30 protein-coding genes and 1 pseudogene are annotated in these 26049 nt (G+C 31.3%); 17 read left to right on the top strand and 14 right to left on the bottom strand.

Features of this window, described 5'->3' with window-relative positions; all coding sequences use genetic code 11:
• The first annotated feature begins 23 nt into the window (after positions 1 to 23).
• Entirely contained in the window at positions 24 to 200 is a 177-nt protein-coding gene (locus KAR67_RS03560) for a hypothetical protein (protein WP_002784445.1), read from the top strand.
• 192 nt (positions 201 to 392) lie between these two features.
• Here the strand turns inward: KAR67_RS03560 and KAR67_RS03555 are convergent.
• Positions 393 to 632: pseudogene (locus tag KAR67_RS03555) on the bottom strand (ribbon-helix-helix domain-containing protein); the annotation flags it as partial.
• Positions 633 to 645: 13 nt separating this feature from the next.
• Positions 646 to 1245 carry a bacteriohemerythrin gene (locus tag KAR67_RS03550; protein ID WP_002777416.1) on the bottom strand — a complete coding sequence of 200 codons (600 nt, stop codon included), beginning with the start codon at positions 1243 to 1245 and terminating at the stop codon, positions 646 to 648.
• Between the two features lie 134 nt (positions 1246 to 1379).
• Here KAR67_RS03550 and KAR67_RS03545 point away from each other — a divergent pair, with 134 nt between their 5' ends.
• The 4 genes from KAR67_RS03545 (at position 1380) to KAR67_RS03530 (ending at position 3923) form a co-directional block, all read left to right on the top strand.
• Positions 1380 to 2045 carry a response regulator transcription factor gene (locus KAR67_RS03545; protein ID WP_002777414.1) on the top strand — a complete coding sequence of 222 codons (666 nt, stop codon included), beginning with the start codon at positions 1380 to 1382 and terminating at the stop codon, positions 2043 to 2045.
• Positions 2038 to 3243, top strand: a complete 1206-nt coding sequence (locus tag KAR67_RS03540) for a HAMP domain-containing sensor histidine kinase (protein WP_131235446.1) — start codon at positions 2038 to 2040, stop codon at positions 3241 to 3243. The genes KAR67_RS03545 and KAR67_RS03540 overlap by 8 nt, the downstream gene beginning before the upstream one ends.
• 225 nt (positions 3244 to 3468) lie before the next feature.
• Positions 3469 to 3690, top strand: coding sequence for a hypothetical protein (locus tag KAR67_RS03535; RefSeq protein ID WP_002781237.1), 222 nt, complete (start codon positions 3469 to 3471; stop codon positions 3688 to 3690).
• Complete coding sequence (locus KAR67_RS03530) at positions 3681 to 3923, top strand: hypothetical protein (protein WP_002777410.1); 243 nt, start codon at positions 3681 to 3683, stop codon at positions 3921 to 3923. Before KAR67_RS03535 ends, KAR67_RS03530 begins: the two co-directional genes overlap by 10 nt.
• A 35-nt stretch (positions 3924 to 3958) precedes the next feature.
• On the opposite strand, the gene groL is transcribed toward KAR67_RS03530, so the two are convergent.
• Both groL and groES read right to left on the bottom strand, forming a co-directional pair.
• Positions 3959 to 5596: a chaperonin GroEL gene (groL, locus tag KAR67_RS03525; protein WP_002777408.1), complete on the bottom strand. Its 1638-nt coding sequence runs from the start codon at positions 5594 to 5596 to the stop codon at positions 3959 to 3961.
• Between the two features lie 21 nt (positions 5597 to 5617).
• Positions 5618 to 5878 carry a co-chaperone GroES gene (gene groES / locus KAR67_RS03520; RefSeq protein ID WP_002777403.1) on the bottom strand — a complete coding sequence of 87 codons (261 nt, stop codon included), beginning with the start codon at positions 5876 to 5878 and terminating at the stop codon, positions 5618 to 5620.
• Positions 5879 to 6040: 162 nt separating this feature from the next.
• On the opposite strand from groES, the gene KAR67_RS03515 reads away from it, so the two are divergent.
• From KAR67_RS03515 to KAR67_RS03500, 4 genes are read left to right on the top strand one after another with little or no spacing between them, the layout of a single operon-like run.
• The gene (locus KAR67_RS03515) at positions 6041 to 8581 is read left to right on the top strand and encodes a hypothetical protein (protein ID WP_002786496.1); all 2541 of its coding nucleotides are present in this window, start codon (positions 6041 to 6043) and stop codon (positions 8579 to 8581) included.
• Between the two features lie 9 nt (positions 8582 to 8590).
• Positions 8591 to 9202 (top strand): riboflavin synthase, encoded by a 612-nt coding sequence (ribE, locus tag KAR67_RS03510; RefSeq protein ID WP_002777399.1) that lies wholly within the window; start codon positions 8591 to 8593, stop codon positions 9200 to 9202.
• Positions 9166 to 9846 (top strand): laccase domain-containing protein, encoded by a 681-nt coding sequence (locus KAR67_RS03505; protein WP_002781246.1) that lies wholly within the window; start codon positions 9166 to 9168, stop codon positions 9844 to 9846. Before ribE ends, KAR67_RS03505 begins: the two co-directional genes overlap by 37 nt.
• Positions 9847 to 9849: 3 nt before the next feature.
• Entirely contained in the window at positions 9850 to 10056 is a 207-nt protein-coding gene (locus KAR67_RS03500; RefSeq protein ID WP_002777395.1) for a hypothetical protein, read from the top strand.
• Here KAR67_RS03500 and KAR67_RS03495 read toward each other — a convergent pair.
• A complete protein-coding gene (locus tag KAR67_RS03495; protein WP_002777393.1) occupies positions 10053 to 11213 on the bottom strand; it encodes a M23 family metallopeptidase in 1161 nt (386 codons plus the stop codon). The two genes, KAR67_RS03500 and KAR67_RS03495, sit on opposite strands and share 4 nt — an antisense overlap.
• Positions 11214 to 11372: 159 nt before the next feature.
• Between KAR67_RS03495 and KAR67_RS03490 the strand changes: the two genes are divergently transcribed.
• Genes KAR67_RS03490 through KAR67_RS03480 form a run of 3 tightly spaced genes read left to right on the top strand, consistent with a single transcriptional unit; the run spans position 11373 to position 14262 of the window.
• A complete protein-coding gene (locus tag KAR67_RS03490; RefSeq protein WP_050553854.1) occupies positions 11373 to 12065 on the top strand; it encodes a plasminogen-binding N-terminal domain-containing protein in 693 nt (230 codons plus the stop codon).
• Positions 12062 to 13444: an FAD-linked oxidase C-terminal domain-containing protein gene (locus tag KAR67_RS03485; RefSeq protein WP_002792246.1), complete on the top strand. Its 1383-nt coding sequence runs from the start codon at positions 12062 to 12064 to the stop codon at positions 13442 to 13444. The genes KAR67_RS03490 and KAR67_RS03485 overlap by 4 nt, the downstream gene beginning before the upstream one ends.
• 11 nt (positions 13445 to 13455) lie before the next feature.
• Entirely contained in the window at positions 13456 to 14262 is an 807-nt protein-coding gene (locus KAR67_RS03480) for a YihY/virulence factor BrkB family protein (RefSeq protein WP_002788121.1), read from the top strand.
• On the opposite strand, the gene KAR67_RS03475 is transcribed toward KAR67_RS03480, so the two are convergent.
• Genes KAR67_RS03475 through KAR67_RS03460 form a run of 4 tightly spaced genes read right to left on the bottom strand, consistent with a single transcriptional unit; the run spans position 14206 to position 18133 of the window.
• On the bottom strand, positions 14206 to 15465 hold the full coding sequence (locus KAR67_RS03475; protein ID WP_002777385.1) for a ComEC/Rec2 family competence protein: 1260 nt from the start codon (positions 15463 to 15465) through the stop codon (positions 14206 to 14208). The two genes, KAR67_RS03480 and KAR67_RS03475, sit on opposite strands and share 57 nt — an antisense overlap.
• Positions 15465 to 16022, bottom strand: coding sequence for a DedA family protein (locus tag KAR67_RS03470; RefSeq protein WP_002788123.1), 558 nt, complete (start codon positions 16020 to 16022; stop codon positions 15465 to 15467). Before KAR67_RS03470 ends, KAR67_RS03475 begins: the two co-directional genes overlap by 1 nt.
• 10 nt (positions 16023 to 16032) lie before the next feature.
• A complete protein-coding gene (gene rny / locus KAR67_RS03465) occupies positions 16033 to 17586 on the bottom strand; it encodes a ribonuclease Y (RefSeq protein WP_002784377.1) in 1554 nt (517 codons plus the stop codon).
• Positions 17507 to 18133, bottom strand: coding sequence for a 5-formyltetrahydrofolate cyclo-ligase (locus KAR67_RS03460; protein ID WP_002777380.1), 627 nt, complete (start codon positions 18131 to 18133; stop codon positions 17507 to 17509). The genes rny and KAR67_RS03460 overlap by 80 nt, the downstream gene beginning before the upstream one ends.
• Positions 18134 to 18213: 80 nt before the next feature.
• Here KAR67_RS03460 and KAR67_RS03455 point away from each other — a divergent pair, with 80 nt between their 5' ends.
• Both KAR67_RS03455 and ftsY read left to right on the top strand, forming a co-directional pair.
• Entirely contained in the window at positions 18214 to 18771 is a 558-nt protein-coding gene (locus tag KAR67_RS03455; protein ID WP_002777379.1) for a TlpA disulfide reductase family protein, read from the top strand.
• Complete coding sequence (gene ftsY, locus KAR67_RS03450; RefSeq protein WP_131235448.1) at positions 18771 to 19637, top strand: signal recognition particle-docking protein FtsY; 867 nt, start codon at positions 18771 to 18773, stop codon at positions 19635 to 19637. The genes KAR67_RS03455 and ftsY overlap by 1 nt, the downstream gene beginning before the upstream one ends.
• Here the strand turns inward: ftsY and KAR67_RS03445 are convergent.
• The 4 genes from KAR67_RS03445 to KAR67_RS03430 are packed head-to-tail and all read right to left on the bottom strand — an operon-like array spanning position 19634 to position 22683.
• The gene (locus KAR67_RS03445; RefSeq protein ID WP_002777375.1) at positions 19634 to 20578 is read right to left on the bottom strand and encodes a GTP-binding protein; all 945 of its coding nucleotides are present in this window, start codon (positions 20576 to 20578) and stop codon (positions 19634 to 19636) included. The two genes, ftsY and KAR67_RS03445, sit on opposite strands and share 4 nt — an antisense overlap.
• Complete coding sequence (locus KAR67_RS03440; protein ID WP_002777373.1) at positions 20571 to 20906, bottom strand: hypothetical protein; 336 nt, start codon at positions 20904 to 20906, stop codon at positions 20571 to 20573. Before KAR67_RS03440 ends, KAR67_RS03445 begins: the two co-directional genes overlap by 8 nt.
• A gap of 41 nt (positions 20907 to 20947) precedes the next feature.
• A complete protein-coding gene (locus tag KAR67_RS03435) occupies positions 20948 to 21829 on the bottom strand; it encodes a polysaccharide deacetylase (RefSeq protein WP_002781290.1) in 882 nt (293 codons plus the stop codon).
• 2 nt (positions 21830 to 21831) lie between these two features.
• Positions 21832 to 22683: a carbon-nitrogen hydrolase family protein gene (locus KAR67_RS03430; protein WP_002784379.1), complete on the bottom strand. Its 852-nt coding sequence runs from the start codon at positions 22681 to 22683 to the stop codon at positions 21832 to 21834.
• A 135-nt stretch (positions 22684 to 22818) separates the two neighbouring features.
• Here KAR67_RS03430 and radA point away from each other — a divergent pair, with 135 nt between their 5' ends.
• From radA to KAR67_RS03415, 3 genes are all read left to right on the top strand, one after another.
• Positions 22819 to 24159, top strand: a complete 1341-nt coding sequence (gene radA, locus KAR67_RS03425) for a DNA repair protein RadA (protein WP_002777369.1) — start codon at positions 22819 to 22821, stop codon at positions 24157 to 24159.
• 151 nt (positions 24160 to 24310) lie between these two features.
• Positions 24311 to 24991 (top strand): F0F1 ATP synthase subunit A, encoded by a 681-nt coding sequence (locus tag KAR67_RS03420; protein WP_002777368.1) that lies wholly within the window; start codon positions 24311 to 24313, stop codon positions 24989 to 24991.
• A complete protein-coding gene (locus tag KAR67_RS03415) occupies positions 24988 to 25188 on the top strand; it encodes a hypothetical protein (protein WP_002777366.1) in 201 nt (66 codons plus the stop codon). The genes KAR67_RS03420 and KAR67_RS03415 overlap by 4 nt, the downstream gene beginning before the upstream one ends.
• 9 nt (positions 25189 to 25197) lie before the next feature.
• Here the strand turns inward: KAR67_RS03415 and metF are convergent, their stop codons facing one another.
• Positions 25198 to 26046 (bottom strand): methylenetetrahydrofolate reductase [NAD(P)H], encoded by an 849-nt coding sequence (metF, locus tag KAR67_RS03410; protein ID WP_131235449.1) that lies wholly within the window; start codon positions 26044 to 26046, stop codon positions 25198 to 25200.
• Between the last annotated feature and the right edge of the window lie 3 nt (positions 26047 to 26049).

The following is a 26049-nucleotide window of genomic DNA, read 5'->3' as shown; positions in this document are numbered from 1 at the left end:
ATTATTTAGATAATGATATCAATATGGCGGGTAGAGAAGGAAAAAATGATATTTTTGTGGATGCAGTGGGGTTGGAATTGCTTTATATTAAACCCAATGGATTTTATATTAAACTAGATTTAGCAAAGGCAGCTTATAAATACGAAGCAGATGGAAAAAGAAGAGATAGACTCTATACAAGTATGGGATTTTATTTTTAAGGCTTTTAAATCAATTTTACAGCCAAGAAACTTTATCGCATTGTGATAAAGTTTCTATAAAAGTTTTTATTCAGGTTTTTTGAGGTTTTTAACGATTTTATCTATCTTTTTACTTGCTTTTGAATAATCTCCGTCCTTTAGTTCTTCTAAGGCTTCGATAGCAAAATCAAAATCACCTAAATCATCTGATTCCTTTTGAAGATTTTCCACAACCTTATCTATCTTTTTACTTGCTTTTGAATAATCTCCGTCTTTTAATTCTTCTAAGGCATTGACTGCAAAAGAAAAATCTTCAATTTCGTTAAGATAGGCTTCTAAGGCTTCTCTAACTATACTTGATTTAGGCTTGGAAAGATTTTTACTCAAATTATCTAAGCGTTCTTTAAGTTCTAAAGGCATTCTAAGGGAATAATTTCTAGTTTCTTGTTTCATTAACTTAACCTTTCTAGGAATGTTTTTGAAAAAATGTAATTGCTTGCTTACAGATTTTGCAAGTGAATTTGTGCCCTTGTAATTCAATTTTTTGATGGATACCATAAGGGACATCATGTACTTTACCTGGGCAATTGCATTTATAAAGATAAAATTGCGGCTTGTCATCATCACTATCATCTGCTGCTTCAAAGCTGACATCTTTACCTTCATCTGTTGCTAAAGAAGAGCTTCTCCATTTTTCTACCTTCATGTCTTCATAGAGTATGTGCTCTAAAAGCCATTTTTTCGCTATGATGTAAAGTTTTTCCTTAAGATCATTTGTAGATTTGATATCTTTAATAAGATTAATCATAGTTTGTATGATTTCTTTATGAATTTTTTTATGTTCTTCAAATGCTGGATAAGCAATGAGTTGCATATATTTTTCTTCATCATTAAAATGATCTTTCATGTAATTGAAAAATTCAGCCAAAAGCTCTTTTACTTCATTTTTGCTTACCGATCTATCAGAAACAATTTCAACCTTTGCTGCAAGCTCAAAAAGTTTTTTATGCTGATCATCAATTTTGGCATTGTGCACACTAAAACTGCTATCCCATTTTGGAAGCATTTTGACTCCTTGAAAAATTTATTTGCATTAAAGATTATAACATAAAAATAAGTTAAATATAAATTAATTTGTATTAAACCATTTTTTCAATATTTTTTGATACAATTTCAAGAAATATCAAAGAAAGGTGTCTTGTGGCAGCTAGAATTCTGCTTTTAGAAGATGATTTAAGTTTAAGTGAGATTATAGAAGAATTTTTAATCGATGAGGGTTATGAAGTTTATTTATGCACCAATGCTAAAGAAGCTTTAGAACTTGCTTATGAAAAACATTTTGATTTGTGGATACTAGATGTTAAGGTTCCTTTGGGTGATGGATTTTCTTTATTAAAAGAATTAAGAGCTTGTGGAAAACAAACTCCAGCTATTTTTATGACTTCTTTAAATACGACAGAAGATTTGAAAGAGGGTTATAATGCAGGTTGTGATGATTATATACGCAAGCCTTTTGAGCTTGCAGAACTTTCAATTCGTATTCAAGCTTTGTTAAAGAGAGCTTTTTCTCATAAAAATGAAGATTATGAAGATTTGGGGAATGGGTTTAAATTCAGCTTTACCTCACAAATTCTTTATCATTTTGATAAGGCTTTAACTCTACCCAGTAAAGAGATCAAGCTATTATCTTTGCTTTTAAAAAATAAAAATAATTTTTTAAGTACAGAAAGAATCTTTGAAGAGCTTTGGGAGTATGATGAAGAACCTAGCGAGCTTAGTTTAAGAGCGTATATTAAAAATTTACGCAAAATATTAGGAAAAGAAAAAATTATCAATCAAAGGGGTAGAGGATATTGCTATGGCTAAAAAAGTCATTAGGCAAATTTTATTGATTTATTTAACTACTACGGGTATTTTTTTAGCAATCTTTTTTACCTTATGGTATCAAAAATTATATGAAGAATTAGTGGTTGTAAAAGGTACTTCTTTAAGAGAAAATCATAGAAATATCATTATAAATATCCTAAATTCTCGTTTTGTTCCTATGAATGAAAGTGCTAGCAATATTGCTCAAAGTACTGGACTTAAATTTGCTATTTTTGATAAAAAACAAGCTATTTTTGATAATTTGGATTTTGATTTTAGAAAAGCAAAGGTTGAACTTAAGGGCAGGGGAATTTACGATGGAAAAGTATTTTTTCTTGATCGTATGAATACAGATAATTATTTTTTAAAACATACAAATGAAGATAATGCAAATACTGAAAGTAGATTGAAAATTTTAATTCAAGGTGAGGATGTTAAAAAGGATCTTATTTGGATTAGAATAAAGGTTTTTTCTTTTGCTATTATGGCTTTTTGCATATTGGGTTTGATAGCTTATATTTTAGTAAAAATTGCCCTAAAGCCACTAGAGGATAAGATTATCACTCTTAATCGGTTTATCAAAGATTCAACCCATGAGCTTAACACCCCTTTAAGTGTGATTTTGATGAGTATAGAACAACTTGAAAATCAAAAACTAGAGCATAATACCAAATTCACAAGGATAAAATTAGCTGCAAAAAGTTTATCTCAAGTGTATTCAGATCTTGTTTTTTATAATTTTCCCAATACCTTAGAGCTTAACAAACAAGAATTTGACCTAAAAGCATTGATTGAAGAAAGGCTAGAATATTTTAAAATATTTTTTGAGCAAAAGAAAATCAGTCTAAAGCTTAATTTACATCAAGCAAGTATTTTCGCTTCTAAAAACCAAATTTCTAAACTCATAGATAATCTTTTAAGTAATGCAATCAAATACAACAAAAAAGGTGGGGAAATTTCGATAGAGTTAAAAACAGGTTTTTTAAGTATCGCAGACACAGGTTGTGGAATTTCAAAATCAAATCTTAAGCATATTTTTGATAGATATGCGAGATTTAATACCGATCAAGGAGGTTTTGGCATAGGGCTTTCTTTGGTGAAAAAGATTTGCGATGATAATGATATTAAAATCATTTGCGAATCTGTAGAAAATCAAGGGAGTGTTTTTGAGTTAAGCTGGAGTGCAAAGAAGATTTGAAAAAGGACAATAAAATTTTTGCATCCACTTGCTTGAAACTCTCTATAAACATTTTCTCATTTTATAATAGTTATTATCAATAAAAATTTATTTTTCTATAAAAATAAGTTTATTAAAAAAGCTTTATTATAGATATTTAATCTTATAAAATAAAATAAATTTTTGATAATTAATATTAAATTTATTAAATATAAAGTAGAATTTCACAAATTACAAAGGAGAGAAATGAACCATGAAAAAAGTTTGATTTATCTCATAGCTTTATGTTTGTCTTATACAGCTATGCAAGCTGTTTGTAAATATGCCGAAGAACAAAGAGAAGATAGGGCTGTGCCTATTGCTGCTTTAATAAGGCTTGGTATGGGTTATGGCATTTCGTATGCTAATGCACCAGGTGTTGGAGAGCAAACATACATAGGAAGACCACCTTTTGGGGGATGTCATTGACACACAATGATTTAAGCAATCTTTGTATCTTAATTTCACTTTTATTTTTAGAGTATATTTTGATAAATGCGAAGACTTTTAGGCAAATGACTCGCTTTGCAAATTTTTATGGCGTGATTATGGTATTGTCTTTTATCGTATCTTGGCAGATTTTTAATGCGTATTTTAATTTTCTTGTTTTTTTGATTTTATTTTTTGTATCTTATAAAATTTGGCAGTTTAAAAAGAAATAATCAGCAAGGAATTTGCTGATTATTCGTAGTAGGGCTTACATCATTCCGCCCATGCCACCCATTCCGCCCATGCCACTCATATCAGGCATTGCAGGTTTATCTTCTTTGATCTCGCTGATTGTTGCTTCTGTGGTTAAAAGCATACTAGCTACAGAAACTGCATTAAGTAAAGCTACTCTTTCTACTTTAACTGGATCGATAATTCCACTTTCAAGCATATTTACATATTCGCCTTTTGCAGCATCAAAACCTGTATTTTCATCCTTAGCATTTTCAACGCTGTTTACAACTACACCTGCATCAAATCCTGCATTTTCAGCGATTTGTCTTAAAGGTGCTCTTAAAGCTCTTTCAACTATAGCCGCGCCGATAGCTTCATCACCTTTTAAATCAAGATTGATTTTAGCTTTAGCTTTGATTAAAGCTGCGCCACCGCCTATTACTATACCTTCTTCAACTGCTGCTTTAGTTGCACTTAAAGCATCATCAACGCGATCTTTTTTCTCTTTCATTTCAGTTTCAGTTGCCGCACCTACTTTGATAACTGCAACACCACCGCTTAATTTAGCAAGTCTTTCTTGTAATTTTTCTCTATCATAATCAGAGCTTGTTTCAGCTATTTGAGCCTTGATTTGATTTACTCTTGCATCAATATTTGCTTTTTCGCCTGCGCCATTTACGATGGTTGTGTTATCTTTATCGATGATTACGCTTGAAGCTTGTCCAAGATCTTGTATTGTAGCGCTTTCAAGAGTTCTTCCAAGCTCTTCAGAGATCACTTCACCACCTGTTAAAATCGCTATATCTTCAAGCATAGCTTTTCTTCTATCTCCAAAACCTGGAGCTTTTACAGCAGAGATATTTAATACGCCGCGTAGTTTGTTTACAACTAAAGTTGCAAGTGCTTCACCTTCGATATCTTCAGCGATGATTAAAAGTGGTTTCCCTGTTTTTTGAATTTGTTCTAAAACCGGTAACAAATCTTTTAAATTTGCAATTTTTTTATCAAAAAGCAAGATATAAGGATTTGAAAGTTCTACCGTCATTTTTTCTGCATTGGTTATAAAATAAGGGCTTAAATAACCTCTGTCAAATTGCATACCTTCAACTACATTTAATTCATCATTGATTGATTTTGCCTCTTCAACAGTGATAACACCATCTTTGCCTACTTTTTCCATAGCATCAGCAATTAAATTTCCGATTTTTTCATCAGAGTTGGCTGAAATTGTAGCAACTTGTGCAATTTCTTTTTTATCTTTTACTTCGCGAGAAAGTTTTTTAAGTTCTGCTACTATAGCTTCGCAAGCCTTATCCATACCGCGTTTTACTTCGATAGGATTTGCACCTGCTGTGATATTTCTTAAACCTTCTTTAAAAATAGCATGCGCTAAAACAGTTGCAGTTGTTGTGCCATCACCTGCTTGATCTGCTGTTTTGCTTGCCACTTCTCTAACAAGTGAAGCACCCATATTTTCAAGACTGTCTTTAAGTTCTACTTCTTTAGCTACACTTACACCGTCTTTAGTAATGCTTGGAGCACCAAAGCTTTTTTGGATTAAAACATTGCGTCCTCTTGGTCCCATAGTAACTTTTACTGCATCATTTAATTTTTTAACACCTTCATAAAGTTTGTTTCTTGCTTCATCTGAAAAAATAATTTCTTTTGCCATTTGTCTATCCTTTTTTTTAAATTATTTTAAAATTCCTAAAATATCATCTAAATTTAAAACTAAATATTCGCTATTATCAATTTTGATTTCTGTTCCGCCATATTTAGCAAATACGATTTTATCACCATTTGCAATATCAGTGATTTCTTTACTTACTGCTACTACTTCACCCATTAAAGGCTTTTCTTTAGCATTATCTGGTATAATTATACCTGAAGCTGTTGTTTTGGTTTCTTCTACGCGTTTTACTAAAACACGCTTTCCTAAAGGTTGAAAATTCATTTTGTCCATCCTTAAAAATATTGATTTTTAGCACTCTTTAATTTTGAGTGATAATATCATACTATAAAAAATGAATTTTGTCAATACTTTGAGTAAAAATATTTATAAAACTTTAGTTAATTAGACTAAAGTTAATTAATAAAAAAAACTAAAGGATTTAAAGTGAAGAAAATATTTTATGGAGTAGCGGCTTTTATTGTGGTGCTTTTAATCGCACTTTATACCTTGCTTTTTACTAGCCTTGGTAATAATATAGTCGCAAATTTTATTCAAGATAAAATCAAGCAAAGTACAGGTCTTGATGCCAATATTACTCAGTTTGTTTTGTGTTTTTCAAGTCTTGATATTGAGGCAAATTTAGCCAATATGGCCGACTTAAAACTAGAAGGAAATTTAAGTCTATTTAAACTTGGCTTTGATCTTGATTATATTATCAGTTTGGATAAAAATTATGCTAAAAATTTAGGTTTAAATTTAAATCAAAATTTGGCTTTTTTGGGAAAGATTAATGGTAAATCGAGCGATTTTATGATCGATGGCAAGGGGTATTTGTTTGGCTCTAATGTGCTTTTAGATGCAAGAGTTTATAATTATTCTCCTATTGCTTTAAATTTAAGCGCTAACGATCTTCAAATTTCTGAATTGCTAGCACTTTTTGGACGAGGAAATTTAGCCAAAGGAACTATAGATATAGCAAGTAAAATTTCTGCTAAAGATTTAAAACCTGATGGAAATGCTATCATTAAACTTGATAATACTTATATAAATTATGCAGAAATTAAAAAAGAATTCAATATAGATTTACCTGAAAATTCCAATCTTAAAGCTGAAATTTTAGCAAATATTAAAGATGATACAGTCTATACAGTGAGTAAAATTTATAATAGTTATTTAACTTTACAAACTCAAAAAACCCTTTATAATCTTATTCAAAATACCCTAAATACGGATTTTGATCTATCAGTCCCTAATCTTGCAAAACTTGAAAAGCTTACAAAAACAAAGCTAAATGGATCTTTAGGAGTAAAGGGTGATGCGAGTGTGGCTAATAATGCTTTAACTGGTTTAAATGCTAATGTTATAGGGCTTGGCGGAGAAGTGAAGGCAAATTTAAAAAACAATCAATTAAATCTTAATGCAAGCAATGCTAGCTTGGAAAAAATACTAGCTCTTATAGGCTATGGTGGTATTGTTTCTGGAAATTTAAATGCAAATCTTGTAAGCGAGGGATTGGATTTTGCAAATTTCAATGCAGATGTAAAAATCAATAATGCAAAATTAAATAGTGCTGAAATTAAAAAAATAGCCAAGCTCGATCTTCCAAATACAAATTTTAGTCTTGATGCCAAAGCTAAAGCTAAAAATGGCAATATATCTTATAATGCGCTTTTAGCGTCTAATTTGCTCAATATTAAAAAACTTGATGGAACTTACAATCTTAAAAATGCAGAATTAAACACAGACTTAAATGCTTTTATTGATGATTTATCTCAATTTAATGCCATAGCAGGACAAAAGTTACAAGGCAAGGCAGAACTTAACGCAAAAGCACATATTATAGGCGCTCAAATTCAGAATTTAAATGCTAATGCAAATATAGCAGGTGGATTAATCAAGGCAAATTCTAATGGAAAAAAATTAGACTTAGATATAAACAAGCTTGATCTTTCCAAGGTTTTTACTATTGTAGGTATGCCAAATTATGCAAGCGGGATAGTTAATGCTAGTGCGCGTTTAGATGATATAAATTTTAACAATCTTAATGGCAAGATAAATGCAGAAGCTAAAGGTATTTTAAATGCTGTAGTTTTAAGTCAGATAATGGATAAAAAATTTCCAAGCAATACAAATTATGATTTAAATATCAAAGCAGATTTAAAAAATAATATCGCTGATTTTGAGGGTGTTTTAAATTCTTCTTTGGCTAATCTTAGTAATTTTAAAGGAAAATTTGACATTAACAAAATGGTGTTAAATTCGGATTATGTTTTAGATATTGCTGATTTTTCAAAGCTAGGTTTTTTACTCGATAGAAAACTCAAAGGAAAGGCGAGTTTTAATGGAAAAATTGGTTTTGATAAAACTTTAAATTTTACTGCATTGAGTAAAAATTTATTTGAAGGAAAACTTGATAGTACTTTGAAAAATAATATTTTAAATGCAAAGTTAGAGGGAGTGGATTTAAGTACTTTGGCAAGTGGACTTGATTTTATAGATATATATCAAGGCAAGGCAAATTTAGATGCTAAGTATAATCTTATAAGCGAGCAAGGAGAGGTTAATGCAGATATGAAAGAGGGTAAGCTTAAACCTAATGCTATCACTGCAGCTCTTAAGCTTATTACTTTAAAAGATATCACTACTGATGTTTTTCATACTGCCAATGCTAAAGCGCTTATTAACAAAGAAAACATCAAGCTTGATTTAAATATGCAAGCGGATCGTTCTTATGTCCTTGTTTCTTCAGGTATGCTGAATTCTAAAAGCGGAAGCTTGAATTTGCCTTTTGATATCAAGATAGATAGAGCCAATTTTAAAGGCAATATAACAGGAACAACACAAAAGCCCCAAGTTAAACTTGAAGCGGGTAGTGTAGTAAATTCCATTAAAAATATTGTAGGTGATAAAGCCCAAGATGGAGTTCAAAAAGCAGGAGAAAAAGTAGATGAGGGTATCAATAAATTATTGAATAAAATTTTTTAAGGTTAAGTGATGTTTAATGGACTTATAAGAGAGATTGCTAAGGTTAAATCTTATCAAAATAATGTTTTGAATTTAAAGGCAAATTATCGCCCTAATTTGGGCGATAGTGTAGCTGTTAATGGAGCTTGTTTGAGCGTGACTAAACTTCATAGCGATGGTTTTGAACTCGAACTTTCACACGAGAGTCGCAAGCACATAGCAGTACAAAATTTAAAAGATAAGGTGCATATAGAACCTGCTTTAAGGTATGGAGATAGGATAGATGGACATTTGATGCAAGGACATATTGATTTTATTGGTAGGCTTGAAAAGATTGAAAAAGATGAAAATGGGGTTGATTTTTATATAGCTTTGCCTAAAGAAGCGATGAAATTTATGGCAAGAAAAGGCAGTATAGGTATAGATGGGGTTAGCCTTACGATCAATGAAATTATAGAAAATGGCGTTAGATTAACCATTATACCTATTACTTTTAAGGAAACACTTTTTAAAGAATATGAAATAGGCCGAGAAATCAATATAGAAAGCGATTTGCTTGCTCGTTATATTTATGCACAAATGCAAGATAAGGATAAGGGACTATCATGGGAAGAAGTGGAGAGAATTGCTTATCTTTACTAGAGAATCAAAAAGTCAGTGTTTTTTGCGCTTATGATAAAGACTATAATATCTTTAGAGCCAAAGTTCATAAAGAAAATTTATTTTCTCATTTGGGTTTTAAGGATATTGAAAAATGTGTTTTTATGGATCAAATTCACTCCAATAAAGTTGAAATTTATGATGAGAATTTAAAAAATCTAAGTTGCGATGGCTTGATAAGTATAGAAAAAAATACCGCACTTTGTGTTTTAAGTGCTGATTGTTTGCCTTTGATTTTATGGCATGAAAGTGGCATTATAGCGGCACTTCATTCAGGAAGAAAAGGGAGTTTTGAAAATATTTTAAAAGAGTGTGTGGATAAAATTTATACAAAAAATCCTAATTTAGACATGCAGAAATTTCATCTTTTTATCTTGCCTAGTATTTGTGCTAAAAACTATGAAATAGATGGAGAAATTTTAGAATTTGCAAGAGTAGAATTTAAAGATTTTTTAGATGAAAGAAAACTTGATTTAAAAGCTTTGGTAAAATTTCAGGCTCAAAATTTAGGTATTAAAAATATTATCGACAGTAATATTTGTAGTTTTGATGATAAGACATTTTACTCTTATCGTCGCGATAAGACTTTAAAACGCTTTGTGAGTGTTGTTTATCTAAAGGGTTGATTGATGTATGAAAAAAAAGATTTAAGAGTATTAAAAATTATTCAAAAAGCTAGAGAGTTTGGGGATGGGGATTTGCTTAATGAAGCTTTAGTAAATCAGCTTGTTAATGCTGAATTTAAAGAGATAGAAAGCAAAGAAAGAGAAGAGCTTATAGCTCTTCTTAATTCCTTGATAGAAGCTAAAGATAAGGCTTTGCTTAGCAATCCTTAAAATTCTATATAATTTTCAAAATCTTCTTCTTTAGGAGGATTTGGCTTATTAGCAGCTAAGGCTTCGTTTATAATTCCTTCATATTTTACTATAGTGCTTTTAAATTCTTCTTTGGCTTTTCCGCTTAGCTCTGATTTAGCGATTTTAACTACTGAAGCAGGATTGATGGCTTTATTGTTTAGATAAACACCAAAATGTAAATGTGGGCCTGTACTCATGCCTGTTGAACCTACATAACCAATGAGTTGACCTTGATTTACTTTTTGGCCCTTCTTAATTTTTGCAAAACGACTTAAATGAGCATATAAAGTCATATAGCCTGAATCATGCTTTACTTGTATGACATTTCCATATCCTCCTTTAGTGCCTACAAAAGTGATTGTCCCTTTGCCTGCACTTTTTACAGGTGTTCCAGTAGGCGCTGCATAGTCTATACCAAGGTGTGCACGATAGCGTTTGAGTATAGGATGATATCTTGCAGTACTAAAAGTTGATGATATTCTTGTATAATTTACAGGTTTGGTTAATAAAAAAGCTTCCACTTCTTTTCCATCGCGATTGTAAAAAATATCATTAAAAGCGAATACTTCTTGTGCATTTTTGTTAATTTCTACTACAGCCATTTTTATAGCAATATCCCCCCAAAGTTTTCCCATGCGTCTTTTTTGCTCATAATAAAGAGTAACCTTATCGCCTTTTTGGATATTGCGAAAGTTAACACTTCCTCGAAAGGAGCGCACCATAGCACGAGCTAGAGTACTGCTACCACTTTCTTCATAAACATCTTGATAGGCTGAACTTTTGATTGTTAAATGTAAAATTCTATCTTCTTTTTGATAAGAAATAGGAGAAAAGGCAAGGGTGTATTGATTGTTTTTATCTTTATAAATATGAATTTGTAAATCATCACTGATAGGGATTAAAACTTGTTCTATATTATTATTTTCATCTTTTAAAACTTGATATTTTACTTTATAAGCTATATCAGAGGCAAGTTCTTGATCTTCTCTATCAAGCCCATAATAAAGCGATATAGGGATAGAATTTCTTTGCAAGAATTTAAGCAAAGTATCGCCATTATCCCAAGTAAGTTCTTCAACGCTAAGTGCGGCAAAACTTTGAATAACAAATGCAAATAGGAGTAAGAGTTTTTTCATATAAAGACCTTATTTTTTCGAGGATTTTTAAATTTTTAAAAGCTATATTTTACTTTATAATTCTTACAATTGCTTAACAAAAAAGGATTATAATACATTAAATTGATTTTTTAAGGAGTTAGTTTGCTTAAATTTCTAGCATTTATTTTAAGCTTAAGTATGAGTCTTTTTGCAATAGATTTAAATTTAAAGCCTGTAAAAATGGAACTTTTAAAGGTTGAAGATATTTATGGTTATGTTGAAGATAGTCCTGATATAAAATTAAATTCAAGCGGTGTTGTTATACAGCGTTTTCAAACTTCAAAAAGCATTATAGCAAGAGCTAGTGTTATAGCTAAAGAAAAGAGTTTGGCAAAATTAAAATTCAGTGTTTTTGCTGATCTTGAGCAAGATGCCTTGCCTTTGCCAAATGTTGTACCACAAAAGGGTGATGAGGTGGTTTTAAATTTTCTTTATGATAGAGGTTTAGTGATTGCTCCAGATGAACAAACTTATAATGAGCTTGTATTTAGCTTTCCAGAAATTTATTTTACTCATATTGATATGCTAGGAGCACAACTCATCCGCTCTTCATCTCTTGCTCCAAAGCGTAGTGATTTTAGAAAATTTTGTGCCGATAATGCTGTGGGAATTTTGATTTTTGCTTTAGAGGATAAGGCAAAGATAGTTGATTGTCAAGATTTTAGTGAGCTTTATGAATTAACCATATCTAAACCAAGCAGTATACAAGTTCCTTTTTATTCTCGTATAGGTGGTTATAAAAGTAATTTTTTTGATTTTAATTCCCAAGAAGTGGGTAATTATTATAGATATTATGATGCTTTAATTAATATTCCTAAGGTAAGCCAATGAAAAAAGAATTTGAACAATATTTTATAAAACTTCTAGGTAGTGAAAATGCTTATTTTGATGATATTCATAAGCGTGCTTATAGTTATGATGCTACAAAAAAGCATTATTTGCCCGATGGGGTGCTGTTTCCAAGAAACGAGGAGGATATTTCTAAAATATTAAAATTTTGTAATGAAAATAATATCATTATCATTCCTCGTGGGGCGGGTTCGGGTTTTACAGGAGGAGCTTTGGCTGTTAATGGAGGTTTGATTTTAAGCTTTGAAAAACATATGAATAAAATTCTAGAAATCGATCTTGAAAATTTAGTCGCAGTAGTGCAACCAGGTGTGATTAATATACATTTACAAAGAGAAGTGGCTAAGCATGGACTTTTTTATCCGCCCGATCCTGCTAGCATGGAGTATTCTAGCTTAGGAGGCAATGTAAGTGAAAATGCTGGAGGTATGAGAGCTGCAAAGTATGGCATTACTAAAGATTATGTTATGGCTTTAAGGGCTGTGTTGCCTAATGGGGAAATCATTCGTGCGGGTAAACGCACCATCAAAGATGTTGCAGGATATAATCTCGCAGGTATTTTAATCGCGAGTGAGGGTTCTTTAGCGGTTTTAAGTGAGCTTACCTTAAAGCTTATTGCCTTGCCTAAATTCAAGAAAACAGCTTTTGGAATTTTTCCAAGTGTAAAAAGCGCTATGAATGCAGTTTATAAGAGTCTTGCAAGTGGGGTTAATCCTGTATCTATGGAATTTTTAGATAATCTTAGCATTAGAGCAGTAGAAAGTAAATTTAACAAAGGTTTGCCTGTGGATGCGGGAGCTATTTTGATTGCTGATGTAGATGGCAATGTAAAAGAAGCTATTGATGAAGATTTGAAAATTTTAGGAGAGCATTTTTTAGACGCAGGAGCAAGTCAGTTTAAAATAGCCAAAGATGAGCAAGAAGCAGCAGATATTTGGTTTGCTAGAAGAAATTGTTCTCAAAGTATAGCTATGTATGGGACTTTAAAATTAAATGAAGATATTACTGTCCCAAGGTCAAAACTTCCTGCTTTACTTGAAGGTATAGATGAAATTTCTAAAAAATATGGTTTTAAAATTCCTTGTTTTGGTCATACTGGTGATGGAAATGTGCATACTAATATTATGGTTCCTGATAAAAATGATGAAGAACAAGTAAAAAAAGGCTATGAAGCAGTAGAAGAGGTATTTAAGCTTACTGTGGAGCTTGGAGGAACTTTAAGTGGAGAGCATGGAATAGGACTTTCTAAGGCTCCTTTTATGAAATTAGCTTTTTCTGATGCCGAAATGAATTTAATGAGAAATATTAAAAAAGCTTTTGACCCAAATAATATTCTCAATCCTTTTAAAATGGGGCTTTAAAAAGGAAAAGATTGAAGAGAATTTTTGCTATTTTATCCAATTTGCGAGATAAAGAAATTTTAAATTATGCCGCAGCGCTTAGTTTTTATACTATTTTATCTTTGATACCAATTTTGTTTGTGTGTTTTTCTGTTTTTACGCAAATTTCAAGTTTTAAGGCTTATTATGAAAAAGCCAAGCAAATCATTTTTGCTTTTTTAATACCTGCACAGCAAGATATAGTTGCTGCTTATCTTGACACATTTTTAAATAATAGTGTAAATTTGGGTATAGTGGGTCTTATAGCGATGACCTTTACTTCTTTGGCTTTTTTTTCAGGCTATGATTTTGTAATCAATCGCATTACAAAAAGTGAGCCAAAAGGACTTTGGCAAAGTATTAGTTCTTACTGGACGCTTTTAACCCTTGTCCCACTAGGCTTAGGACTTAGTTTTTATATATCGGGTTTGATTCAGAAAGCTTTGGATGATTATAAAATAGGTTTTAATTTTTTTGAAATTTTGCCTTTTGTGATCATTTGGGGTTTATTTTTTATATCTTATTCAAGTTCTATTCAAAAAGGAACTCTTAAAAGCTTGATATTCGTTTCTTTTGCGGCGGGAGCTATTTGGTATATAGGAAAGAATTTGTTTGTGTATTATATAGTTTATAACAAAACTTATGCTAGTGTTTATGGTTCTTTTTCTACTATACTTTTTTTCTTTATTTGGATTTATATTTCTTGGATTGTTTATCTTTTTGGGATTAAAATTTATTATTTTTTAAATCATAATCATGATAAAGGGGATAAAATTCGCAAAAATACAAAAAAGAGCTAAAATTTTATAACGCATAGCTATGAAAGAAAGTATGAGATAGGATATTAAAGCCCAAGTTGGTATTTTAATATTTAAAGCATAAAATTTAAGATTAAAAAAGTCAATCAATACAGGATCTAAAAGATTTCCATGTGCTATAAAATGCAAACATAAAACCAAAGGATAAAAGACTATAAAAATTCCACTCAAAATAATGGCTAGGAATTGCTGATAGCTGATAAGAGGAAAGAAATAAAGCACAGGAGTAATCATACAAAAAAATGTCCATATATTCACTAAGATGATATTTAAGAAATTGTTAAATAATTTTGAAAAATGGTGCAAATATAAAAAAATATAAAAAACTCCTAGGCAAGAAAAGAAAAATCCTATACTCAATAAAAGCCTAGGATAAAGGACTATACAAAGATATATACTTATAAAAAGGGTAAAAAAGCTTAGAATTTTGATATTTTTACAAAGCAGATAAAAACCCCAAAGAGCCATGATTAAAGAACGAACATAAGAAGGCACAAAGCCTATAAGATAAGCATAAGCAAAAAGCAAGATAAAAATAAAAATGCTTAAATCAAAGCGTAAGCTTCTATAGGGAAAATATCTTTTTTGAAAAAAACTATACAAGGGTGCGAGTATAAAAAATACCAAAGTAAAAAGTAAACCTATATGATAACCACTGATTGCTATTAAATGAGCAACACCATAATGATTAACATCGTTTCTAAGTTCTGAGGAGATGGGTAGGGCAAAAAATAAAGCTCCGTAAAATTCTTGTATTTTTTCATTTGTATGTTGGTTTAAAAAATAAGAAATGAGAGTATTGTTTTTAAGATATCCTAATACTTCAAAACCATAGCTAGGAGCATAAAAGCTTTTTCCAAGATAATCCTTAAAGGAAATATTATTTGTGATTATTTTTAAATTCAAAAGCTGATTTTTGCTTAAATTTAAATCCTTAAAGCTTGTAGTATAAAGGATAAAATCCTTTGTTTTAAGTTTTAAAACCCAGTATTTTTTATTGTTTTTATTATGTTTTGGATAATACTGTAAAAGCAAGGCATTTTCTACTAGATAATGTTTCTTTTCTTTAAGGTTTAAAAAATGATTATATTCTAAAAATATATTAAAAACAAAAACAATAAAGCCAAATAAAAATAAATAACGGAATTCTTTAAGGTTTAGATATAAAGAATTCCAAAAAGACATTATTTTTTAGAAAATTTAGTCAAATAAAACCAAATAATTCCAACCAATACGATTAAAAATAAAGGTGCAATATAAGGATAAGAGCTTAACTTATTAAAAATTGCTTCTATGGCAAAACCAAATGCATAAGCGCTATATCCTAAAAGCACTGCCCAAAGTAAACTAGCAAAAGTATTGATGATGAAAAAATTAATAAATTTATATTTTGCTATGCCTGCAGCTATGGGGATAAAAGTTTTTAAGCCATAGACAAATTTTTGAGTTATAAGCAAAACGACTCCATGTTGTTTGGTTTTCATCATAGCAAGGGCAAGTTTTCGGCGATGATTTTTAAAATAAGGCATAATATCTTTTTTATAGTATTTTCCAAGTATAAAAAGCAAGGTAGAACCCAAAGTATTAGCCACAAAAGCTATGCTTATACATAAAGCCAAATCCATTTTTCCTTGAGAGCTTAAAACTCCAGCGGCTAAAATTCCTACCATTCCACCACCTAAAGAATAGAAAAATAAAACTATATAGCCGTATTTTAGTAAGGTATCTATCATATCTTGCATATTAGCTCTCTTATTTGGCGTATTCTATGGCTCTTAGTTCGCGTATGACATTTACCTTGATTTCTCCAGGGTATTGCATTTTTTCTTGAATTTCAGCAGCTATTTCTTTGGCTAAAAGCACGCTTTCATCATCATTTACAAGTTTTGCATTTGCAATGACACGAATTTCTCTTCCCGCATTAATCGCATAAGCATTTTTAATACCTTCTTTGCTTTTAGCAATCTCTTCAAGCTCGCTTACTCTTCTTAAGAAAGCTTCTAAGACTTCGCGTCTAGCACCCGGTCTTGCAGCGCTGAGCGTATCGGCTGTGCAAACGGCTGCTGATTCTATGCTTGTAGCTTCTTCATGTCCATGGTGAGCATAAATAGCATTAATAACCACAGGATGTTCTTTATAGCGTTTGCAAAGTTCTGCTCCTAAGTCTACATGAGAGCCTTCAAAATCATGCGTTAAAGCTTTGCCTATGTCGTGTAAAATTCCTGCGCGTCGTGCTAAATTTTCATCCCCTCCACACTCAGCAGCGATGATTCCTGCCAAATGAGCTACTTCTAAAGAATGTGCTAAAGCATTTTGTCCATAGCTTGCGCGGTATTTAAGCTTTCCTATAAGTTTGGTGATTTCTGGATGGACCTTAGAAAGCCCTAAGTCCATCAGTATAGTTTCACCTTCTTCTAAAATAGCATTATCAAATTCTTTGCATACTTTTTCGTGAATTTCTTCTATGCGAGCAGGCTGAATTCTTCCATCTTCTACTAAAAGTTCAATCACCTTAGTTGCAATAGCACGGCGATAAAGATTAAAGCAACTTACTATGATGGCTCCAGGTGTATCATCGATGATGATATCTACTCCTAAAACCATTTCTAAGGTTTTAACATTGCGTCCTTCTTTGCCTATGATACGCCCTTTTAACTCATCGTTTTTGATGTTGACAACATTAATAAGTCTTTCAGCAGCAAATTCTCCTGCAAAACGAGAGGTTGCTTGTGCTATGATGTAATTTGCCTTTCTTTTAGCCTCATTTCTAGCCTCTTCTTCATATCTCCTAACGATATGAGCAATTTCATTGCGTGAGTTTTCTTCTACTTTTTCAAGAATGATATTTTTTGCTTCATCTTGAGTGAGCCCTGCTGAATGTTCTAAAATATTTAAAACATCATTGAGTTTTGTTTGGTATTGTTTTTTAAGCTTGTCGGCATCTGATTGTAAATCAAGCATTTGTTTTTTAGAGCGTAATAATTCTTCTTGATTTTCTTTTAAGCTTTCTTCTTGAAGTTGAAGTTTTTGCTCTTTTTTGGATAATTCATCAAATTTTTGATTGAATTCTTTTTGAATTTTGTGAGTTTTATCCTCGTATTTTTTTTTCACTTCAAGTTCGGCATTAAGGATTGAATTTTTGGCATCTTTTAAAATCAGTTCAGCTTCGTATTCTATAGCTTTTGCTTTCGCTTTTGCTTGCTCAACAAAAATTTCATATTTAGCATCATTGATTTTTTTTGCAACTAAATATCCTATTCCAAGACCGACTATAGCGGTTATAAGTGCGATAAGTGATTCTATCATATTTGTTGTCTTTCTTGTAGTATTTTTTATAAGGGTTGATATAAAATTCACCCGCAATATCATGCTCTTGGGTTAATTTTTTTTCACTTATAGCATTGATACTTTGAGCAAAAATTACAAGAGGTTTATAGTTTAAATTTTCAAAAAATCTATCATAAAAACCTTGCCCATGTCCTATTCTTTTTAATTCTCTATCTACTCCTATCACGGGTATGATAGCTATATCAATTTTAGTTTTCAAAAAGGAGTCCATGGGTTCTAATACCCCAAACCTTTTTTTAATAAAAGGCAATCTTAATTTTACAATTTTTAAACTTTTATCTTGCATAAATGGGACAAAAAGTTTATGATTTTTACTAAAAATATGTCTAAATTTGAGTAAATTTGGCTCATATCCTAAAGGAATGAAAATTAGAATATTTTTCGCTTTTGTTTTTTTAATCAAGTTAAAACATTCCTTAAACACTATGAAATCTTGCTTGAATTTAAGTTTTTTGTGTTGCGCGAGACGGTTTTTTTGCAAAGTCCTAAAAGATGTTTTTTGCATCGTGTGCCTTTTTAAAAATTATTATCTTAACTATGATATAATTTTAACATTTTTTACAAAGATACAAGGAAAATAATAGAATGAAAATTAAAAAAGTATTTACACTAGCTATACTCTTGAGTTTTTTTGTTGCTTGTAGCAATGATAAAGAAAAAGATCAAAGTGATATGAATGCAAGCGTTCAATCAAGCTTAAGTCAAAGTGAGAACTTGAGATTTAATCTCAATTTAATAGACGGAAATTCAATTTTTATAAAAAAAGATAATGAAAATTTAAATTTTGCTGATGGAGATAAAGCGACTTTGTTTGTGTTTTTTACTACTTGGTGTTCCCCTTGTATTGCAGAGATTCCGCATCTTAATAAGCTTCAAGAAAAATATGAAGAGCAGTTTAATATAGTGGGTGTTTTACTTGAAGATAAGAGTGATGAGGAGCTTAGAGCTTTTGCTCAAAAAAATCAGATTTTATATAAAATAGCCAATGGTGAAAATAATTATCTTTTAGCTAAAATTTTAGGTGGAGTTAATGGAATTCCTACTATGTTTTTATATGATAAAAACTCTCAGCTTATAAATCAATACTTAGGATTGATTCCAGAAGAAATGTTAGAAATTGATATACAAAAGGCGATACTTTAATGTTTGATTTTTTTAAAAAAGGACTTGCAAAAACCCTTGAAAGTATAGTGGGTGTTAAAGGTGAAAATAAAAAAATTACCAAAGATTTACTAGAGGAAATTTTACTTGAAGCAGATGTGGCGTATGAGATCGTAGAAGAAATCATTTATTATTTACCACCCAGTGATGAGGTTAAAAAAGAAGATTTAAAGCGTGTGATGGGTTCTTATTTTCTTTACGAAAATAAAGAATTCTTAGATGAAAAGCCTTTTGTGGAGCTTATTTTAGGGGTAAATGGCGCGGGTAAAACCACGAGTATAGCTAAGCTTGCTAATTTATACAAAAGCCAAGGTCAAAAAGTGATTTTAGGCGCTTGTGATACTTTTAGGGCAGGGGCGATAGAGCAGCTAAGACTTTGGTCTGAAAAAGTAGGGGTAGATATAGTTTTAACCCAACAAGGTCATGATCCTTCGGCGGTTGCTTTTGATACTATTAGCAAGGCTAGAGCTAAGGGTTTTGATAAGGTTATCATCGATACAGCGGGTCGTTTGCAAAATCAAAAAAATTTAGCCAATGAGCTAGAGAAAATCGTTAGAATTTCGGCTAAAGCTATGCCTCATGCCCCGCATAGAAAAATTTTAGTACTTGATGGCACTCAAGGCAATACCGGCATTTTACAAGCTAAAGCTTTTAATGAACTTGTTCAGCTTGATGGAGTTATTATTACTAAACTTGATGGCACAGCAAAGGGTGGAGCGCTTTTTAGTATAGCGCGTGAATTAGAACTTCCTATTTTGTATATAGGGGTGGGTGAAAAAATGCAAGATTTGATAGAATTTAATGCACAAAATTTCTTAGACACACTTTTAGAGGGTGTTTTTGATTAATTTAATTGTTCAAGCCTTAAAAAATTTTCTAAAGATTCCTTAATCTTATCTAGCTTTAAATTTTTCGCTATAAATACCAATTGCGAAGGATGATTAAGGCTTGAAATTTTAGTATGCGTAGGATGATAAATCAGATGTCCTACTCCATTAATGTTGGTTAGATAAGATTCCTCTGTATTGATAAGTCCTTTTACTCTTAGAATTTTTGATCCGTGTTCATGTAAAAGCATGCTAAGCCAAATGCTAAAAATATTCCAATTTATAGCCTTGTCAAAAATAAGAGTTATAGAACTTATGTCATCTTTATGGCTTTTTATTTCTATATTTTTAATTTCTCTTTGAATTTTATGATGGCTAGAAAGCATATCGAAATTAAAATTTTCTTTGCTTATGATTTGTATATTAGGATATAAAGTGTTTATCTTTTCTTCTAAGCTTTGGGTATGGGGATTAAGATCTTTTTTTGTGAGTATTAAAAAATCAGAGCTTAATATTTGATTGCAAGCTTCTTCATTTTGTAAGTGATTAAGCCCTTCAAAAGCGTCAATACAAGTGATAATATTGGCTAATTCAAAATGGTTGGCTAAAAACACATCACTTTGAAAAGTAAAGATAATAGGTGCAGGATTTGCTAAGCCTGAGGTTTCTAGTATGACTCTTTGAGGTTTTTTACCTTTGTTTTCAAAATTGTCAAGCAATTCTTTAAATTTCTTTTGCAAATCTTCTCTTTTATTGCAGCAAGCACAACCTGCATTTAAAAATAAAGTTTGCTCCTCGATAAAATCTGTTTGTACGAGTTTATGATCTAAAGAAACTTCCCCTAGTTCGTTGATTACAAGAGCGATATCGTTAAGAGCTTGATTGGTTAATATTTCTTTTAAAAAGGTTGTTTTTCCACTTCCTAAAAAACCGGTAACAACATGAACGGGAATTTTAGCCATGCTTAGCTCTTAAAAAATGAAGTAGATTTTCATCTAATACATCAAATGATTTTTTTTCAAGCTCGCTAGCCTTAATCCACAAATCGCCCAAATCATTAACGATAATATCACGCCCTTTTTTATTGCTTAGTATGTATTTTGAATTTTGCCATTCTTTAAGTTTTAATCCATAAAATTCTAAAATTTCATTTAAAATTTTGACTTTTTTAAGTCTTATCCTTAATCTTTCTTTTTGTTCTTCACCTACGCTAAGTTCGTGTTTTTCTTCTTTAAAATTTAATTCACTCCAATGTAAAGTACTTATCATTTCGCCACATAAAATACACATTTTTATCCTTTTGAATTCACAAGGCTAAAAGCCTTGCAAATTTATTTTTTTCTTGGAAAGCGTTTTGAAAAATCATCCGCCATATCGTTTAAATTTACCCATTTTACACCTTCGTGTTTATTGATATGTTCAATAATTCTTTCATGCATGAGTAAAACTTGAGGTCTAGCGCTTACATCAGGATGTATAGTCATAGGAAAAATAGCATAATCCATTTCTCTATAAACCCAATCAAACTGATCTATCCACATTTGGCCTATATCTCTTGGAGAGACAAAACCAAAGCTATTTGGAGATTTTTTTATAAACATCATAGGAGGAAGATCGTCTAAATACCAATTTGCAGGAATTTCAATCAAATCTGTTTCTTGTCCGCGTACCAAAGGCTTCATCCATTCTTTGGCATCTTTACTATAATCAATTTTAGTCCATTTGTCTCCAACACGCACATAATAAGGTGTGAAGTCATTATGCATTAAAGAATGGTCGTATTTGATGCCGTGTTTAAGCAAGAGCTCATTGGTGATATTTGAAAATTCCCACCAAGGTGCCACATATCCACTTGGTTTTTTTCCGCTGATTTTTTCTATAAGTTCTATACTTTTAAGTAAAACATCTTCTTCTTGTTTAGCACTCATTGCAATAGGATTTTCATGTGAATATCCATGGGCACCTATTTCATGTCCTGCATCCACTATCATTTTCATTTGTTCAGGAAAGGTTTCTATGGAATGTCCTGGAGCAAACCAAGTTGCAGGAATATTATATTTTTTAAAGAGTTTTAAGAGCCTAGGGATACCCACTTCACCCGCAAAAAGACCTCTTGAAATATCATCAGGAGAATCCTCACCTCCATAGCTTCCTAGCCATCCTGCTACCGCATCAATATCCACGCCATAAGCAACTAGAATTTCTTTTGCCATTTTTACTCCTTTGTATTAAGATGGATGTTTGTTAATATTTCTTGATTTAATTTGAGATTTAAATCCTTAAGATAAGGTAAATTTTTTCTTTGAATTTGAACTTCTTCAAGATCAAGTTCAGCTATGATAAAACCTTCTTCTTCTAAGATCTCTTTTATAATTTCTCCTTTAGGATTGATAATTTTTGATTTTCCAGCAAAGGTTAAAGTTTCATTATTTATCTTAGAAATTTCACTTCCAGATCGGTTAGCAGCCAAGACAAAAACACCATTTTCTAAGGCTCTAGATCTACTTGCTAGATCCCAAACATAAGTTCTTGCTTTTCCAAAAGCTGAAGGAAAGCAAATGATTTCAGCTCCTTGAAGCGCTAAAAATCTAGATCCTTCGCTAAAGCCTATTTCATAACAAATTTGCAAACCTAATTTGAGTTTAAAATTTTCAAATTCTAGTTCAAAAATAGGATATTTATCTCCTCTTGCAAATCTTTCTTTTTCATTACCCCAAAGATAAATTTTTCTATAAACACCTAAAAGACCTTTGTGACTAATGATGTAAGCACTATCATAAAGTTGGGTATCTTTTTCTATAGAACATGCTACGATATAAGCTTGATAGTTTTTAGCTAATTTTTGTAATGCATCAAGATTAGGATGTGCTTGATGTAAATTTAAGCTAAATTTTTCATCTTGATCTTCCACACAATAAGCACTATCGTAAAGTTCAGGCAAAACTATCAGCCTAGCACCTTGCTCTAATGCAAGATGGGCAAGCTTTAAGGCTTTATCGAGATTGTTTTGAACCTCGTAAGATTTTGGAGCAAATTGGATTAGGGCGACTTTTAGTAATTTTTGCATACTCTAGCCTTTTTTATTTTATTTATATTATAATCATATAAAACTTAATTTTATTTGACTTTTTGTTAAATTTTAATTTAATTTTTGTTATAATGTGAAAAATTATTGCAATAAATATTCTTTAAAGAAAGTATCATGGCTAAAAATAAAATTCTTTTTGAATGCCAAGCTTGCGGAAATCAGCAAAGCAAATGGCTTGGAAAATGTCCTGAGTGTGGTTCTTGGGATAGTTTTATAGAATTAAAATCTGAACAAATTAAAGTTTTAAAAGAAATCGCACAAGCAAGTACAAAAGCAAGCGAGGCTATCTGTATAGAAGATGTGGAGCTCGAGCATTTTTCAAGGTGTAGCACTGATGATGATGAGCTGGATTTGGTTTTAGGTGGAGGGCTTGTTGAGGGTTCTTTGGTGCTTATAGGTGGTAGCCCTGGGGTTGGCAAATCTACACTTTTACTAAAGATTGCTTCTAATTTGGCTAAAAAAAATAAAAAAGTTCTTTATGTAAGTGGAGAAGAAAGTAAGGCGCAAATCAAATTAAGAGCCGATCGTCTTGAGGCTAATACTCCTAATTTATTTTTACTTACAGAGCTTTGTCTTGAAAATATTTTAGAAGAATTGCATAAGAAAAATTATGAAATTCTTATCATCGACTCCATACAAACCTTATATTCAAATAAAATTGCTTCAGCGGCTGGAAGTATCACTCAAGTGCGCGAGATCACTTTTGAACTTATGCGAGTAAGCAAAACTTACAATATCAGCACTTTTATAATAGGACATATCACCAAAGAAGGAGCCATAGCAGGCCCTAGGGTTTTAGAGCATATGGTCGATGTGGTGCTTTATTTTGAAGGGGATGCAACTAAAGAAATCAGGCTTTTAAGGGGTTTTAAAAATCGCTTTGGTGGCACAAGCGAGGTGGGAATTTTTGAAATGACTCCTAAGGGTTTAATTAGTGCAAAAGATTTAGCCAATCGTTTTTTTACGCGAGGTAAAGCTACTTCAGGCAGTGCTTTAGGTGTTGTAATGGAGGGTTCTCGTGCTTTGGTTTTAGAGGTGCAAGCTCTAGTGTGCGAGAGTTCTTATCCTAAACGCAGTGCCACAGGCTATGAAAAAAATCGTCTTGATATGCTTTTGGCTTTACTTGAAAGAAAATTAGAAATTCCTCTTGGTCATTATGATGTTTTTGTAAATATTAGCGGTGGAGTAAGGGTAAATGAAACTGCGGCTGATTTGGCTGTGGTTGCGGCTATTATTTCTAGTTTTAAAAATCGCCCTTTGAGTAAGGATTGTGTTTTTATAGGGGAATTGAGTTTAAATGGAGAAATAAGAGAAGTTTTTAGTCTTGATACCCGTTTAAAAGAAGCTAAAATGCAAAAATTTAAAAATGCTATTATTCCATCTAAACCTTTAGAAGATGTAGGGCTTAAATGCTTTGTAGCCAAAGAGCTTGCCCAAGTTTTAGAATGGATGTGATATTGCTATAAAGCCTTATATTTTTTGTTTTAACATCAACAAATTTAGAGCTATTTTTTTATTAAATTAGGAGTAAATATTTTGTTAGTTTTCATTAAAATATAAGCAAGATGATAATATAATTAGAGTTTAAAAAAATAGCGAGGAAATTATGAAAGATTTATTTTTATTCAGTTCTTTACTTGACTCAAGTCATACTTTTTCTTATTTTTTTCATTTAGGTTTGGTAGCTTTGATTGCTGTCATTTGTGCTTCAATGGCTACTCGTTCTATGCAACTTGTTCCACGCGGTATGCAAAATTTAGGTGAAGCGTTTTTAGAGGGTGTTTTGTCAATGGGACGCGACACTATGGGAGATGAAAAAGGTGCGAGAAAATATCTTCCTCTTGTAGCAACCTTGGGAATTATAGTTTTCTTTAGTAATATCATCGGTATTATACCAGGCTTTCATGCTCCAACAGCAAGTTTAAATTTAACACTTTCTTTGGCTATTATTGTATTTGTTTATTATCATTTTGAAGGAATTCGTACTCAAGGTTTTATAAAATATTTTGCTCATTTTATGGGTCCTATTAAATTCCTTGCTCCTTTGATGTTTCCTATCGAAGTAGTATCTCACCTTTCTCGCGTTGTTTCTTTATCTTTTCGTCTTTTTGGAAATATCAAGGGTGATGATTTGTTCTTAATGGTAATTTTGGCTCTTGTGCCTTATATTGCACCGCTTCCTGCATATGTTCTTTTAACTTTTATGGCATTTTTACAAGCATTCATTTTTATGATTTTGACTTATGTTTATCTAGCAGGTGCAACGATAGTTGAGGAAGGTCATTGATTTATATCTTAGAATTCTTCAAAGGTGCGTCCTTAGCTTTAATGCTTTTTGGCGCACTTTTTTTCTTTTTTAAATTTCATTCTTTTTTATATTTTTTCTTAGGACTTCTTCCGGGTTTGCTTTTATCTTTAGTTTTTGTTTGTCTTATAGAAAATTATGAATTAAAACTTAAAATCAATCAAGATAAAAGCAAGTAAGTTTTATTTTTAAGCGTGAAGTTCTTCTTTTAATAAATATTTTACGGCTTCATAAATTTTTATAGCTGCTTTGGATTTATTCATGGTATAAAGATGAATTCCATCCACCCCGCTAGTAATCAAATCTACAATTTGATCTATGGCATAAGCAATTCCAGCATCTTCTAAGGCTAAAGTATTGTTTTCGTATTTTTCTAAAATTTTGGCAAATTTAGGTGGAATTTTAGCTCCGCAAAGCTGTGAAATTTTTAATACTTGTCTTTTGTTTGTAATAGGCATAATGCCTGCATAAATAGGAATATTAATACCCGCTAAAGCACAATTTTGCTTAAAAGTGTAAAAATCTTCATTATCGTAGAAAAGTTGAGTGATGAGTTTGTCTGTGCCTGCATCAACTTTATTTTTAAGATGGTGTATATCTTCTATAAAATTTCGAGATTCGTTGTGTTTTTCAGGATAACAAGCCGCATAAATTTCAAATTCTCCTTGCTTTCGGATAAAAGAGATCAAATCACTTGCATAAGAAAAATCTTTACCTTTTTCCAAATCATTACATACATCCCCTCTTAAAGCAAGAATTTTATCAAGTTGTCTTTCTTTGCATTCTTGAAGTATGCTTATAATTTTTTCCTTACTAGAATGAATGCAAGGTAGGTGCACTATGCTAGGAATTTTATATTCTTCTTGAATTAAGCTTGCTGTTTCTAGGGTATTTTTTGAATTTATAGAGCCGCCAGCACCAAAAGTTACACTGATGAAGTTAGGACTTAATTGTCCTAAATCATCTAAAATTGCATTAAGATTCTTAATGTTTTCATCTCTTCTTGGTGGAAAAATTTCAAAAGAAAAGCTACACATAAA

The organism is Campylobacter sp. JH32 (assembly GCF_017846535.1).
GTDB lineage: Bacteria > Campylobacterota > Campylobacteria > Campylobacterales > Campylobacteraceae > Campylobacter_D > Campylobacter_D coli.
Note: the sequence above shows the minus strand (reverse complement) of the source record. Positions and strands in the feature narration are given on the sequence as shown.

Excerpts from the sequence above, each read along its gene's own strand:
- KAR67_RS03560 (WP_002784445.1), top strand. The coding sequence starts at position 24 with ATGGCGGGTAGAGAAGGAAAAAATGATATTTTTGTGGATGCAGTGGGG.
- KAR67_RS03550 (WP_002777416.1), bottom strand. The coding sequence starts at position 1,245 with ATGCTTCCAAAATGGGATAGCAGTTTTAGTGTGCACAATGCCAAAATT.
- KAR67_RS03540 (WP_131235446.1), top strand. The coding sequence starts at position 2,038 with ATGGCTAAAAAAGTCATTAGGCAAATTTTATTGATTTATTTAACTACT.
- KAR67_RS03535 (WP_002781237.1), top strand. The coding sequence starts at position 3,469 with ATGAACCATGAAAAAAGTTTGATTTATCTCATAGCTTTATGTTTGTCT.
- KAR67_RS03530 (WP_002777410.1), top strand. The coding sequence starts at position 3,681 with ATGTCATTGACACACAATGATTTAAGCAATCTTTGTATCTTAATTTCA.
- groL (WP_002777408.1), bottom strand. The coding sequence starts at position 5,596 with ATGGCAAAAGAAATTATTTTTTCAGATGAAGCAAGAAACAAACTTTAT.
- groES (WP_002777403.1), bottom strand. The coding sequence starts at position 5,878 with ATGAATTTTCAACCTTTAGGAAAGCGTGTTTTAGTAAAACGCGTAGAA.
- ribE (WP_002777399.1), top strand. The coding sequence starts at position 8,591 with ATGTTTAATGGACTTATAAGAGAGATTGCTAAGGTTAAATCTTATCAA.
- KAR67_RS03505 (WP_002781246.1), top strand. The coding sequence starts at position 9,166 with ATGGGAAGAAGTGGAGAGAATTGCTTATCTTTACTAGAGAATCAAAAA.
- KAR67_RS03500 (WP_002777395.1), top strand. The coding sequence starts at position 9,850 with ATGTATGAAAAAAAAGATTTAAGAGTATTAAAAATTATTCAAAAAGCT.
- KAR67_RS03495 (WP_002777393.1), bottom strand. The coding sequence starts at position 11,213 with ATGAAAAAACTCTTACTCCTATTTGCATTTGTTATTCAAAGTTTTGCC.
- KAR67_RS03490 (WP_050553854.1), top strand. The coding sequence starts at position 11,373 with ATGAGTCTTTTTGCAATAGATTTAAATTTAAAGCCTGTAAAAATGGAA.
- KAR67_RS03485 (WP_002792246.1), top strand. The coding sequence starts at position 12,062 with ATGAAAAAAGAATTTGAACAATATTTTATAAAACTTCTAGGTAGTGAA.
- KAR67_RS03475 (WP_002777385.1), bottom strand. The coding sequence starts at position 15,465 with ATGTCTTTTTGGAATTCTTTATATCTAAACCTTAAAGAATTCCGTTAT.
- KAR67_RS03470 (WP_002788123.1), bottom strand. The coding sequence starts at position 16,022 with ATGCAAGATATGATAGATACCTTACTAAAATACGGCTATATAGTTTTA.
- rny (WP_002784377.1), bottom strand. The coding sequence starts at position 17,586 with ATGATAGAATCACTTATCGCACTTATAACCGCTATAGTCGGTCTTGGA.
- KAR67_RS03460 (WP_002777380.1), bottom strand. The coding sequence starts at position 18,133 with ATGCAAAAAACATCTTTTAGGACTTTGCAAAAAAACCGTCTCGCGCAA.
- KAR67_RS03455 (WP_002777379.1), top strand. The coding sequence starts at position 18,214 with ATGAAAATTAAAAAAGTATTTACACTAGCTATACTCTTGAGTTTTTTT.
- ftsY (WP_131235448.1), top strand. The coding sequence starts at position 18,771 with ATGTTTGATTTTTTTAAAAAAGGACTTGCAAAAACCCTTGAAAGTATA.
- KAR67_RS03445 (WP_002777375.1), bottom strand. The coding sequence starts at position 20,578 with ATGGCTAAAATTCCCGTTCATGTTGTTACCGGTTTTTTAGGAAGTGGA.
- KAR67_RS03440 (WP_002777373.1), bottom strand. The coding sequence starts at position 20,906 with ATGTGTATTTTATGTGGCGAAATGATAAGTACTTTACATTGGAGTGAA.
- KAR67_RS03435 (WP_002781290.1), bottom strand. The coding sequence starts at position 21,829 with ATGGCAAAAGAAATTCTAGTTGCTTATGGCGTGGATATTGATGCGGTA.
- KAR67_RS03430 (WP_002784379.1), bottom strand. The coding sequence starts at position 22,683 with ATGCAAAAATTACTAAAAGTCGCCCTAATCCAATTTGCTCCAAAATCT.
- radA (WP_002777369.1), top strand. The coding sequence starts at position 22,819 with ATGGCTAAAAATAAAATTCTTTTTGAATGCCAAGCTTGCGGAAATCAG.
- KAR67_RS03420 (WP_002777368.1), top strand. The coding sequence starts at position 24,311 with ATGAAAGATTTATTTTTATTCAGTTCTTTACTTGACTCAAGTCATACT.
- metF (WP_131235449.1), bottom strand. The coding sequence starts at position 26,046 with ATGTGTAGCTTTTCTTTTGAAATTTTTCCACCAAGAAGAGATGAAAAC.